The sequence below is a fragment of the Desulfobacter curvatus DSM 3379 genome, assembly GCF_000373985.1.
Taxonomy (GTDB): Bacteria; Desulfobacterota; Desulfobacteria; order Desulfobacterales; family Desulfobacteraceae; genus Desulfobacter; species Desulfobacter curvatus.
This window is the reverse complement of sequence record NZ_KB892901.1, coordinates 119,143-132,365: the sequence shown is the minus strand read 5'-3', so window position 1 is coordinate 132,365 and position 13,223 is coordinate 119,143. Positions and strand designations below refer to the sequence as shown.

The window sequence follows — 13,223 nt, the reverse complement described above, 5'->3', positions numbered from 1 at the left end:
ATATCGCGTTTAATATTTCACTATATGATTTTCTTATCAGATCTTACTTCGATTGATCATTCATCATATTTTTCAACATCTTGTCTCAGATGGTCTTCTGATTTTAGTTTGATTTAAACTGTTTTACAGCCCTTTGTATAGCGGGTTTTATTCATCGGTAAACACCCACCAACACGCCCTCAACATCATTACCCAGAGGCATATATCAACCACATGATCATACGACACAGTTACAACATTTTTCCCCACAAGGATCATACTTATGAACCAACATAAACAACCCCATTATCGAATCCATGGCACAGTTACAAAGATCGTATCTCATAACACGAACACGGGATATACTCTTTTACAGATCAAGGAACCTGCTCCCAAGCGTAGAACCATATCCATCATCACCCACTTACCGGCATGTCATATCGGCGTCAGTATGTCCTTTCGAGGGGATTGGCGATTTGAAGGTACACCTATATTTTATGCAGAGTACGCATATGAACAACTACCGAAAACACCAACTGCCATCAAAAAGTATCTTAACTCAGGTATCATCAACGGTGTTGGTCACAGTACAGTAAAAAAGATCGTCAACCATTTTCAAAAACGGACCATAGACGTGTTAAACGATCCCAACGCCATGACCGCATTAACCGAGGTACCGGGACTATCAACAAAAAAGATATCGTTACTCTTGGACTCATGGTATCAACATAACATCACAACCGACATCATGCTCTTTCTTCAACGTCATGGGTTGACCTGTTCCCATGCAGTTAAGGCATACGCTATCTATGGCGGGTTCACCCAAGGCAAGATGCAAGAGAACCCATACCGGTTGCTTGAAGACCTGGACGATATCAGATTTCCCGATGTAGACCCATTTGCATTAAGCATCGGTATCGCACCTGACAACGAGGACCGGATACAAGCTGCCATCTCATACCTCCTCACGAATTGTCAAAACTTAGGCCATTGTTACCTGACAGTACTCCAGATCAGTAGGTATTTAAAAAAAGTATGGGGTATAGATGTTTCTGAAAATCTGAACAATATCCTCACCGATATGGAACAACAACAGTTTGTTAAATCGCATTTATTGGCTCCACCCAATAAGCTTCCACAGCCATGTTATTATGAATCGTCCATTTATGAAGAAGAGCAGTATGTGGCTCAAAAGATATCAAGGAACAACATCCCACCAGAAGTTGACCTTGACTGGATCAAGGACTTGGTCAAACGCTATCAAGTACAAGAATTTCAATTAAGTGAAGAACAAAAAGATGCGGCTATTGGTGCTGTCTGCTCAAAATATTCTGTCATCAGTGGCGGCGCAGGTACTGGTAAATCTGCAACGTTAAAACTTATCGTATATATTTTAAAGACGCTGGCGTTAACATTCCACTTGGTAGCGCCAACAGGGCGGGCTGCTCAGCGGTTATCAGAAATAACTGGTGAGAACGTACAAACCATCCATCGCCTACTTGGATGTAAATCTGAAAAATTTTATCAGTACAATGAAAATAACCGTATCAAAACAGATTTCGTTATCATTGATGAATCTTCCATGCTGGATATCCGGCTCCTGGCAGCATTATTACATGCGATACCTGATAGCACCCAGGTCCTATTTGTCGGCGATCATTATCAGCTTCCATCAATTGGCCCAGGTAATATTTTAAGAGACCTCATTGATTCCAAAGCAGTTAATGTATATCAGTTAACCAAGGTGTTTCGTCAAACTGAAAATTCTCTCATATTACACCATGCATATCAGATCAGATCAGGTTTCTCAGCCAAGTATATTCTGTCGGAGATCAATGGAATTAAGATGTCTGAACAATTTTGTGATTGTTATTTTTTCTTTACGAAAGAGGCTGGTTGTCAAGAATTAAATGATACGGCCATTAACCATGTGAAGACAAGGAGATCTTATATGTGGGAAAAACCTGATCTTATGAAAAGGGACCAGGCTCCAAATGTAATTAAACCGGGTTATAGTGCTTCTGAATTTATCTGCCAGTTGTATAAAACGTTAAAGTCAGAAAAGGATGCATCTGAGATTCAGGTCCTCACACCAATGAACCATAGTGCATCACAGATCAACCAAAAGGTGCAGGATATCATCAACCCATATGACAAAAGCAAACCACAGCTGAAGATTGAGAATAAACTTTTTAGGGTTGGAGACCGGGTCATCCACTGTAAAAACAATTATGATTTAGGAGTATTTAACGGCGACATTGGCACCATCGTAAACATTGGTGTCAATCGATCTGATCATCATTCAATATGTACCGTTGCTTATCCAGGGGAGCGCTTAGTAGGCTACAATCATGATGACATAAAAGAATTGGATCTTGCTTATGCCATAACTATCCATAAATCCCAAGGCAGTGAATTCGATGCTGTGATTATTTATGTATCAGAACAGGATCGTAAGGTTTCCAGAAACTTACTTTACACGGCTCTAACAAGAGCCAAACAACTTGTAGTATTAGTAGGTTATGTCGGAAAATTTACAAGTAAGGAGTTTAGACAAACCGGGTTGAAGGATATGTTAGCATCTTGATAACGGATTTATTTTTTGCTTAACTGATTTTGGATATTTTGCAAATTTTGTTTTTATCTGAAATGAGGATCATTATCCAGTTGATGAAATATCTATTTTTAACAGCCGATGTGGATAGGTTTGATGTCTGTAAATAATGGTAAAAAAGCCCGTCGTGTATAGAGCCCTTGGGTGGTATATTTCGGTAAGTATTTTGGCCAAAAATTAAGTTGCAGATTATATGGCTTATGTCGTCCCAAAAACGGCAATAGCCTCATGAGGTCCTGCCTAAAAAGCAGGACCCCATAATAACATGTATCTCTAAGATAAACATCCGCCAAGTTAATATTGATAGATGTTGGCACTATTTATCACAGGAGATATTTGTTATTTCTCATAATATAGTGTCTTTTCTTAGATAGTTTTTATATCAGAAAATAGGTATAGCAACGCTATTGCTCTATTTTTTAATCATCAGTCTCTATCGTTTCCTGGTTATTATCACCTTTTTTATCAGAACTACTCTTCTTAGCAGACTTTTTCATATTTAACGCATTATCGATAGTTGGAATTAGCTTCTGATATCCTTTAGCGTATGATTTTTGTTTTTCTATCTCTTCCTGCAATTCTTCAATACGGGTTTTACATTCATTATATTTTAAAGTGGCCCTTTTTTTATATTTATTAAGCTTATTCAACGGTTCCTTCTTCAAAGCAGGCAATCCGACAAGGCCTTTTGCATCATCACTTAAAAATTTATCAGGATCATTTAAGATGCTTAAAAAGCCAACCGTTCTTTCACTGGAACCCTGAAGTTCTTTTTTTCGTTTTTCAAGTTCTCTAACTGACAATTTTTCCTCTACAACCGCAGTGATTAATGCTTTTTTAGAATCGGTGTTTGTGACGGAAATAAGACTCAATTTATGGCTTAAAGAAAGTCTTCCAAACGTCTGGAAAACATACTTTTCTCCTTCCATGTCATGCTCCTGAATAACAAGACCTATTGATTGATATATCCACGATTTTGAAGGGCTGCTTGCGGATCTGTTTTGGAGACGTTTAATTAGCTGATTTAATGACTCATTTTTGGGAGATTCCTTTTTACGTGCCAACTCGATATCATCCTCATAGAATGTTTTGATCAGATATTTACCAGCATCCTGCATAGCATTTTCAAGATGGTTAGAGAAAATTTGTGACAAATCCTCATATGCTTGATCAACCAAGGCAATGTCAGTTTGTTTCTAACACTTCGGTCGTTTGTTTATCCATGGGGCATTCCTTTTTAGATTCAATTCTGGATAGAATAATGTATCTAAATATAAAAGGATTCGATGCTGGAATCAACCGGAACTCGCTTATTCAGTTCAATTTATAAATAAGCCTTATAGTTTAACACATGATTCTTGGACTTGACATCCAGCCAGATAATAATTTTGCTGCTTTAGGTTAAAAAACATAGTTGATGTAATACACTTAATCATTTTGTGGGATACAAATGCCTGGAATTATCAATAAGCGGTACTATGAGCCTTAAGTTTAGTTTTATTAATGATGAATTCATTGTTATGATTGATTTCATTTTATTCCATAGCGAAAGGGTAAAAACCATAATGACAGATGGACAAAACAGAGCGCAAATAAAATCAGGGCAAACAGTTTCGATTTTTTTAAAAAAAGACCAAAGAACAGGCGCTCTGACGCAAGGTGTTGTAAAAACTATTTTAACAAAATCACCTTTCCATCCCCATGGCATAAAAGTTAGATTGAAAAATGGCCTTGTTGGTAGGGTTAAGGTTATACACGGTTAAAATTAAGATCCATCATGTATTTTAAAGTCACATATTCAGCCATTTACAACTGGAAAGGCACAGGGACCGAAAAAGAGCAGAACGATCCCAGCCTTATGGATTCGTTTTGTCACCTGATTATTGCTCATGAAGCAACAACCGAATCTGCCTGGATGCTTTTAGTAGACCAGGGAGATGACACGGGAGTGCCGACCACCAACTGCGTTGAATATATCGTCCCCAGGATTTGTGATAAATTCCAATTGAAAATAGACAACCTACGTGTTTTTGAAGTCTGGCCGTACCACAAAGGAGATCCCAGGTTGAAATATACAGAAGTGGTGATATCGGATATAAGTTTTGATGCCGAAGGGAACCGCGTTCTCCGAAACTCTTGGAGACCAACAGATGAGCAGGATGCCAAGATCCTGGATCAATTCATTAAGACAGTTGGGGATAAAGTAATCCGGGAGGAAGAGTAATGGTCTTTTCCGGATGCCAGGATCAGGGTTGCAAAAAAAAAGAGCATATTCGATTTTCAGAACCACTTTCCCGAAAGAATAAAAACAAATGGGACAAAATTATTAATGCCTTCATGGAAAATCGTCTTGATGAACTGAAAAAAATATACAGAACCGGCACGAGAGGAAGGATTTTTGAGGTATTAGTTAAAAATGCACTTGACCTCCTTGGAATAAATTATAAACCAGAACCAGTATTTGAACATATAGAGCCCGATCCATGGTATGTTGATCTTTCATCTAAGCATGAAGATTTGAAACTGAGAACTCATCACTTTTATAATCCGGATTATTTGTTGCCGGATGGATCTTGGCTGGAAGTTACTTTGTCTGAAAATACAGCTTATCAAAAGTTATTCCGGTACGGACATCAGGCCCCTTTTTTAAAAGTGGTCTGGATAGATGAGGACATTGGGCTCCACAAAACAATTTCACAGAATGTTGAATTTCCAAATGCTGAAGTGCAAAATATTCAAGATTGGTTTCCAGAGTTATTGTCCTTATCAAATGGCGAAGAGCTTGTAGATCGTTTTTTGGAACTTAAAAATCTCAAGCACCTCATCGGATAACAGATACAGATTTAACCAGGTCTTATAACAACATGACACATGCTACAGGAACAATGAAAAATGCAATCGGAATAGGTAAACCAGGGGAACCTGTGACAAAAAGGCCCCACCTTGGGGATCTTATTTTACAAAAATATGAAGGCATCCTTCATACAGGGTTTGAGCACCTCGAACGGTTTGAACTGATCGACCAGTTGGAAAAACCAGTTTTGGACTTTATTTTTACGGGAACCAAGAAAAAGATCCTCGAAGTATATGAATTTCTTTCAGGGTATCCATATGCGTTTACCATAAGAACCAAAAAAGGATTTGATCTTTGGAGTCTGCCAGACCGAGGTGTGCGTAACGCTTATGTGTTCATTTCAAGGTTTCCAAAAATAATCCAGTTCATACAAAAATATGAATATGAGATCCCGGCAGATTTATGGGGTGTTATATTCGGATATCCATTGCCCGAAGTTCATCAGTTCACATATGATTGGGATACCTGGAACGAAAATCAAAAAAGAAGAGAGAGAAAGAATTGAAATCCAACATGGTTTAAATGGGCCAAGAGATAACATTACTCCCGGTAGTCTCGCGTATTTGGGGAGCAGGGTTGGAAAGCCTTTATACCATTAGTCCGGGGTTTTGAATTACTTCATTTGCTTGGAATGATTGCTTAATGATGTCGATTTGTGTTACATAAATTTCATACACGTTTAATGATAACAAGCAAATGGTTTAGCGTTGGTAGACCTGCCCATTATGCAAGGATGCTTGAGCTTTAAAACTCTTTATGATTGTTTAGGCTGGTGAAGCTTTCCACAGCCGTCACTTAGGTCCGAGTCATGATAGAAAAACCCACATATAAAGAATTAGAAAAACGGAGTCAGGAATTAGAAAACATTGAGTCGGAGAACAAACATTTCAGAGAAGCGTTACAGGAAAAAGAAAGTTTGTTTAGACGATTATATGAAAAAGCGCCATTGGGTTACCAATCACTTGATGAAAATGGCCATTTTATTGTTGTCAACCAAACTTGGCTGGATACTCTCGGATATACAAACGAAGATGTGATTGGCAAATCTTTTTCAGATTTCCTGCACCCTGATTGGCGGGATCATTTCAAAGAGAATTTTCCCCGGTTTAAGTCAATCGGAGAAGTTCTGGGCGTTGAGTTTGAAATGGTCAAAAAAAACGGAGATCTAATTCTGGTTTCTTTTACCGGAAAGATAAGCAGGGATAAAATAGGTAACTTTCAGCAGACCCATTGCATTTTTCATGATATCACGGCACAAAAACAAGCCGAAGATAAATTGAAACGAATTGAATGGATGCTGTCCAGAAAGCCTTTTTCTGAATTCGGGTCAAAAATAGAAAAATACAATTCGGGATATGACGATCTGACCGAATTGAATCGTGATGGCATTATCCTGAAATCCATAGGGCGTGAACGACTGAAGGGTTTTGCCGATGACTACCTGGAGTTGATAGGGACTTCTTCCGCGATCTACGAGCTTAACGGCGACTATGCCTTTGGTATTTTTGCTTCGGGCTGGTGCCAAATGATGGACAGAGCTTCGCGTAAACTTTGTGACACCGGTGATAATGTTAAAGCACTTAAATCCGGCCGCTGGCTGTGCCATGAATCTTGTTGGACGGACTGTTCCCAAAAGGCCATTGAAAAGCGTGAGCCGGTGGACATCGCTTGCAATGGTGGCATTCGATTGTACGCCGTGCCCATTTTTGCTGGAAAAAATGTAATTGGATCGATCAACTTCGGATACGGAGATCCGCCGAAAGATCCTCAGAAACTCAATATACTGGCTGATCTCTACCATCTCAAATACGATGATCTTTTCCGTGGAGCCAAGACATATGATTCCCGTCCACCTTATATTATTGAAATGGCCAAAAAACGCCTCAAAACCACAGCCAAACTTATCGGTTCAATGGTTGAGAGTACCCAGGCCATGGAGGCTCTGCGGGAAAATGAAAACCAGATCAGCAGTATTTTCAGGAGTGCTCCCGTCGGCATTGGTTCGGTTGTCAACCGGGTGCTGAACAAAGTCAACGACCGCCTGTGTGAAATGACCGGATATAGTGAAAGCGAACTGATTGGCCAAAGTGCCCGGAAGCTTTATCCCAGCGATAAAGACTTTGAATTCGTGGGTCAAGAAAAATATGCCCAGATAGCTGACCATGGCACAGGAACTGTGGAAACCCGTTGGCGGAAAAAAGATGGCACCATCATGGATGTCCTTCTCAGTTCTACACCTGTGGACCTACAGGACCAGTCAAAAGGGGTCACTTTTACCTCCCTGGACATAACCGATCGAAAACAGGCTGAAAAAGAGTTGAACCATGCCCACGAAAAAATTCTGACCATTCTGGAAAGTATTGACGCAACCGTTTATGTGGCAGATATGGACACCTCTGAAATCCTATTCATGAACAAAAGGATGATAAACGATTTCGGCGGGGATAAAACCGGTGATATTTGCTACAGTGCCTTCAGGAACAACTCAGAACCATGCGAATGTTGTACAAATAAGCAGCTTGTTGACGAAGATGGTAATCCTACTGGAGTCCGTGTCTGGGATGATAAGAACCCTGTCACCGGAAGGTATTATATCAATTACGATCGGGCTATTGAATGGACGGACGGCCGCGTAGTCCGGATGCAGATCGCCACAGATATCACTGATCTAAAAAAAATGGAATCTCAACTTCTCCAGGCCCATAAGATGGAATCGGTAGGCCGTCTGGCCGGAGGAGTAGCTCACGACTTTAACAATATGCTCAACATAATCCTCGGCAATACGGAAATGGCAATTGAGGACATAGCCCCGGACGATCCGGTGCACGGAAATCTTGGAGAGATTTTATCTGCGGCCAAGCGATCTGCTGACATCACCCGGCAACTCCTGGCCTTTTCCAGGAAACAGACCATCGCACCCAAGGTCCTTAATCTCAACGATACCATCGAGAGCATGTTCAGGATGCTTCGGCGCCTGATCGGCGAGGATATCGACTTGGTGTGGAGACCCGGCGCAAATATCCGGCAAGTCAGGATGGACCCGTCACAAATCGATCAGATTCTGGCCAATCTATGCGTCAACGCGCGCGATGCCATTGCGGACGTAGGAAAGATCACTATAGAAACTGGCAACACAACCTTTGATTCCGCCTATTGTGAGACACATCAGGGCTTTAACACTGGTGACTTTGTCCTGCTGGCGGTCAGCGATGATGGTTGCGGCATGGACAAAGACACCATGAAAAATATGTTTGAACCTTTCTATACTACAAAGGGAGTGGGCAAAGGAACTGGTTTGGGTCTGGCCACGGTGTACGGCATCGTTAAACAAAATGAAGGTTTCATAAACGTTTACAGCGAGCCGGACCAGGGTACCACCTTCCGAATTTATCTGCCCCAGTATCGGGCTGACACTAAAACGCCGGAGAAAAAAACAGCAGACAAAATAGACATGGACGGAAATGAAACCATTTTGTTGGTGGAGGATGAACCTTCCATCCTACGAATGACCCGCATGATGCTGGAACGAAGCGGTTACAAAATTCTTGCGGCCAGCACGCCGGGAGAAGCGGTCTCGATTGCCCGTGAACACACTGACAAAATTCACCTACTCATGACTGACGTGGTTATGCCCGAGATGAACGGGCGGGACCTGGCAAAAAAAATCCTGTCCTTACACCCCAATCTCAAACGCCTGTTCATGTCCGGCTACACCGCCAACGTCATTGCCCACCACGGTATTTTGGATGAAGGCGTGAACTTCATACAGAAACCGTTCTCGAAGCAGGATCTGGCAATCAAGATTCGGGAGGTGCTGGATCAGGATTAAAATTCAACATTGCACATAATTTTCAAAAGTAAAACTATTGCGGGGTAGTGGAAATGGTATTCGTCGTATTCATGACAATTTTTCCAAAAAGTATCTGGTTTTGAGGAAAGACCGACCCCGGATTATGTCTATGAATGTAGCTGAAAAACCACTATTCACAGGGCGCTCGATACTTTTGCCAATGCTCAGTATCTTTCAAAAACAAAAATAGTCATACATCCTTCTGCCGGGCGAGTTCCTGGCGGAGGGTGTTCAGTTCCCCGGTAAGTATCCCTTTTTCTTCGGCGGCCTGACTGGTTACCTCTTTGATGCGGTTCAAAGATTCCAGTTTTTCGGCCATAAGTTCGTCTCTGGCCGTGGCTAAATCTTTTTCCAATGAACCAACCTTATCCTGGAACCCTTCTAACCGTTGCTTCAGATCCTGAATTACAGATTGATCATTTTTAGCCTGCTGATCTGCCAGGGCCAACACGGAAACCTTTTCTTTGATCTGGTTTTCTAAATCCATAACTTGATCTTTGAGGGCGCGGGTCTGATAGACTTCAACTTCTAAACCAGAGATACGATCTGTGAGATTTTTTTCTTTCTCCATCCATGCATTTCTCAGATCCTGGACATTGATTTCTTTCTCATGGAGGGCATCGTTTTGTTTTTTCAACTCATCCCGCTCTGCCTGGATAGCATCAAACTTAGCTTTCAGTTCCTGGTTTTCAGATTTGAGTGTGGCCATAGCATTTTCAAATTTTGAGATGACCTCCTGAGCCTTGGTTTCCGCTGTGATTTTATCATTTGCAGCAAGTTCCAGATACGCACTTACCACACGGTCTATCTGACTCAGTGCCTGACGGACCTTCACCTGCTCTTTATGTACCGGCGAATCCGTATTGGTTTCTTCCTTGCGCTCAACATAATTGGAAAGAAGGGTTTCAACGAACTCCTGAGCGTTCCTGCTGCCAGCCTCGGCCTGTAGTTTTTTGAACTCCGCTTCGATTTCCGGTTCCAGCTTCAGGCCTAACGTGGATTTTGCCATAACATCCGCCCCGATTTTGTTAATCGTATACAAGTGTTTATAGTAAGTTATCTCAGTTAACTTGTTATCTAAATGTTAACCATAATGGTGAGGCAGGTTATTGTCAAGGATGGCATAGGTATCCAGCAGGTAGTGGAGACCGTTTCGGCTTTTCTATTTGCGGCAGAAATATGGATTGGAACAATGCTTTATGGATATCTATTTTAAAATCCCGTCATAGAAGGGGATGAAGATGGGAATGAATGGGAAAATGGCAGGCAGTGTATAGTGGTATTGATGGGGTTGAAATTACCGTCCAGCACTACATGCCGGGCAAAGCTGGGCATACTCATCATATTCATCATCAATATGTGCAAATTCGCTGATGGTAAATTCGCATTCGCATTTTTTACAATCTATTGGCGTGGTGCAATCATCGCAATACCAATAACCATCTATGTTCTCGCCATCGCTTTCTTCAAAAAACGCCCCGCATGAATAGCATTCCATCTCAGCCATTTTTCGTCTTCCTTTTGAAACGGTGATTGTTGGAAATCGACTGTCCAGATAATGGACTATCAGAAAAGGGAACAGGATTCAACGGCTAATGTGGAAAATAGATAAACTCAGAACCGCAATTGGATCGACCGCACTGTTTCTCACTAAGATTTCATGTGCTTGTAGAATACGTTTAGGATTTCAAGTGCAGCGTCTGAATCTTTTTTTGATAGTTCTGAGAATATAGATTTGATTCTTGAAACGATTTTGGTTTCATCATTAATGACATCATTCAGAAGCTCTCCAGGGGGCACTTGAAGTGATTCTGCTATTTTGATCAGGATCTCAACGGATAAATTGACCTGGCCGCGCTCTATCTCCCCAAGATATTTATAGCTAATACCAGCCAGCTCGGCTAACGCCTGTTGGCTAAGCTTCTTTTCGCCTCTCAAGTCTCTGATGTGTTTTCCAATATTTTCTAAAACCTCTGTCATCCGGCCATCTCCTTAATATTTTATATTTAGGATGATGGCTGATTTATAGAAACCCACGATATGGGGTAATTTTTTCTTTAATATGACACTAATAGGTGATATATGTAGATCCCATAATCTATCTGATCTTGAAATCGTAACGTTTCTACACATCTGAGGTGATATATGGGAAATGCGAATAACAAGGCCTCCAGTCGCAGTCTTCAAATCATAGAGAAAATCAAAGAAATTCAGAAAGCTCACGGTTCTAATAAAATATTGCTTTCTGAAGAAATGAAACCAAAACAAAAAACGAACTTTTGTAAAAATTGCAATATTTCTGATCCTGGAGAATTATTGGCTTTTGTAGATACAACTCTATTGGGATCAGGTAAAGATGGCGTAGGTTTTTGTGAAAATAGAATTGTATGGAGAAATTTTGCGTTCGAATCATTCCATTGAAAAGATTTTGGTGGAGTTCTTTGAGTAACAACAGTCGTTAGAATTCTTTTTAAATTATAAAAACAGGTTTCAATACGATGTCTGATACCGGTACAGGAAGCAAAGCAGGATGTGGATGCGCAATTGCTATCTTAATTGGGCTGTTCGGCTATGCGGTTTTGTTATTTGGAGGAGATGTCATAGCCGTAATGATCTTTTTCGTTCTGTTGGTAATCGCATTTTTAAAAGTGAAGTGAAGCATATGATGTTTTCAGGCTTTCTTCTCTCTGTTTGGAATTGAATAAAAGTTGGGAGAATAACTCTTATGACGTTTTTTATGTTGGCAGTCATACCATCAGTATATGCAGCAATGTCCATAGATGCTTTCACTCATTACTCAAGACACAAAGGCTATGGTAAGTTAAGGAAGATAGAATATTTCATATCTTCTGTATTTTCATTTCTATCGATAATTGGCTCCATTGTAATATGCTACATAGTTTTTACTACTACAAAATACCAAGGATCTATTTTTCGTTTGGTTTTATTTTGGGTTATATATTTTGTTGTGTTCTTGTGTTTCCGAAAAATTATGAATATGTGGAGAAAATTCAAAAAGGAAGCTATCGAACAAAAGAGTGAAACCTTATGCCGTTGCGAGTTTTGTAAATCGGATGTTGTGCCCATCAATAATAAAACGAATTATTGGTTGCACGGTATAATGGCTTTGTCAACCGCTATGACCTGGTGTGTGGTTTGGTTCTTTTTGGCGGTAAAAAATACTATGTCATGGAAATGCCCTAAATGTGGTGAGATCAATACAGGCGATGGAGAAGGCCCTGAAGCCAAAACTAAGGGAGATAACAGCCAGATACATGTTACCAATGAAGAGGTAGAAAAGGCTGATAGGTTTTTCAATGAGGAAAATTATGATTTAGCTCTTGATGCACTTAAAGACAACCCTGATCCGGAAAACGTCAAAGCGTGTTATATCCTTAGTCAGTTGCATCTTCTTGATGATAAAGAATGGTATAACGCAGAGAAGGCTGTTGAATGGCTGAGATATGCTGCAGAAAGAGGTTATACTGAAGCGTTGTACGATCTTGGACGCCTGTATATGTCTGGTGCACATGTTGAACAAAATGACCAAATTGGCTGGAGATGGATAAGTAGAGCAGCTATGCAAGGCCACACAGATTCACAACTGTGGATCGCAAATACCTATGCTTACGGTAATTTTATTCCTAAACAGAAGCAAAGTTATTATATGGCCTATGTCTTTACCGCTATTTATCTAAAAAACCGACCGGACGATGAAGAGGCGTTACAGATTCTTGAAGAAGCTGAATCAAATATGACTGATGAAGAGATCGAAAAGGCCAAAGAGAAAGCTTCAGAGTGGGAGCCTAAACCACCTCAAGACTATCGAGATAGAGAAACTCGTTACAACAATTAATAAAGCAAAAGAGGCTTTAAATTTGATTTACAAGAAAATGATTGCAGTATGGAAGAGGGGATAAATGAGT

The 13,223-nt window shown here is 40.5% G+C and carries 13 protein-coding genes; 9 read left to right on the top strand and 4 right to left on the bottom strand.

The features are described 5' to 3' along the window. Positions 1 to 262: 262 nt before the first annotated feature. Entirely contained in the window at positions 263 to 2,566 is a 2,304-nt protein-coding gene (recD2, locus tag B147_RS0101320; RefSeq protein ID WP_020585458.1) for an SF1B family DNA helicase RecD2, read from the top strand. A gap of 446 nt (positions 2,567 to 3,012) precedes the next feature. On the opposite strand, the gene B147_RS0101315 is transcribed toward recD2, so the two are convergent. Then, positions 3,013 to 3,771 carry a DUF1016 N-terminal domain-containing protein gene (locus tag B147_RS0101315; RefSeq protein WP_157237715.1) on the bottom strand — a complete coding sequence of 253 codons (759 nt, stop codon included), beginning with the start codon at positions 3,769 to 3,771 and terminating at the stop codon, positions 3,013 to 3,015. A 387-nt stretch (positions 3,772 to 4,158) separates the two neighbouring features. Between B147_RS0101315 and B147_RS0101310 the strand changes: the two genes are divergently transcribed. From B147_RS0101310 to B147_RS32630, 5 genes are all read left to right on the top strand, one after another. Beyond that, the gene (locus tag B147_RS0101310; protein ID WP_026259465.1) at positions 4,159 to 4,356 is read left to right on the top strand and encodes a YwbE family protein; all 198 of its coding nucleotides are present in this window, start codon (positions 4,159 to 4,161) and stop codon (positions 4,354 to 4,356) included. 14 nt (positions 4,357 to 4,370) lie between these two features. Continuing rightward, positions 4,371 to 4,817: a hypothetical protein gene (locus B147_RS0101305; protein WP_020585455.1), complete on the top strand. Its 447-nt coding sequence runs from the start codon at positions 4,371 to 4,373 to the stop codon at positions 4,815 to 4,817. After that, positions 4,817 to 5,425 carry a hypothetical protein gene (locus tag B147_RS0101300; RefSeq protein WP_020585454.1) on the top strand — a complete coding sequence of 203 codons (609 nt, stop codon included), beginning with the start codon at positions 4,817 to 4,819 and terminating at the stop codon, positions 5,423 to 5,425. The genes B147_RS0101305 and B147_RS0101300 overlap by 1 nt, the downstream gene beginning before the upstream one ends. Before the next feature lie 92 nt (positions 5,426 to 5,517). Then, positions 5,518 to 5,952, top strand: coding sequence for a hypothetical protein (locus tag B147_RS0101295; protein ID WP_157237714.1), 435 nt, complete (start codon positions 5,518 to 5,520; stop codon positions 5,950 to 5,952). Positions 5,953 to 6,255: 303 nt separating this feature from the next. Next, positions 6,256 to 9,276 (top strand): PAS domain S-box protein, encoded by a 3,021-nt coding sequence (locus B147_RS32630; RefSeq protein ID WP_020585452.1) that lies wholly within the window; start codon positions 6,256 to 6,258, stop codon positions 9,274 to 9,276. 211 nt (positions 9,277 to 9,487) lie between these two features. Here B147_RS32630 and B147_RS0101285 read toward each other — a convergent pair whose 3' ends face one another. The 3 genes from B147_RS0101285 to B147_RS27070 form a co-directional block, all read right to left on the bottom strand. After that, positions 9,488 to 10,306, bottom strand: a complete 819-nt coding sequence (locus B147_RS0101285) for a hypothetical protein (protein ID WP_020585451.1) — start codon at positions 10,304 to 10,306, stop codon at positions 9,488 to 9,490. Between the two features lie 288 nt (positions 10,307 to 10,594). Next, the gene (locus B147_RS0101280) at positions 10,595 to 10,804 is read right to left on the bottom strand and encodes a hypothetical protein (RefSeq protein WP_020585450.1); all 210 of its coding nucleotides are present in this window, start codon (positions 10,802 to 10,804) and stop codon (positions 10,595 to 10,597) included. A gap of 143 nt (positions 10,805 to 10,947) precedes the next feature. After that, positions 10,948 to 11,277 (bottom strand): helix-turn-helix domain-containing protein, encoded by a 330-nt coding sequence (locus B147_RS27070; protein WP_020585449.1) that lies wholly within the window; start codon positions 11,275 to 11,277, stop codon positions 10,948 to 10,950. 165 nt (positions 11,278 to 11,442) lie between these two features. Here B147_RS27070 and B147_RS0101270 point away from each other — a divergent pair, with 165 nt between their 5' ends. From B147_RS0101270 to B147_RS0101260, 3 genes are all read left to right on the top strand, one after another. Next, positions 11,443 to 11,718: a hypothetical protein gene (locus B147_RS0101270; protein WP_020585448.1), complete on the top strand. Its 276-nt coding sequence runs from the start codon at positions 11,443 to 11,445 to the stop codon at positions 11,716 to 11,718. 77 nt (positions 11,719 to 11,795) lie between these two features. Continuing rightward, entirely contained in the window at positions 11,796 to 11,954 is a 159-nt protein-coding gene (locus B147_RS31570; RefSeq protein WP_020585447.1) for a hypothetical protein, read from the top strand. Positions 11,955 to 12,022: 68 nt separating this feature from the next. After that, positions 12,023 to 13,153 (top strand): SEL1-like repeat protein, encoded by a 1,131-nt coding sequence (locus tag B147_RS0101260; protein ID WP_020585446.1) that lies wholly within the window; start codon positions 12,023 to 12,025, stop codon positions 13,151 to 13,153. The last annotated feature ends 70 nt before the right edge of the window (positions 13,154 to 13,223 follow it).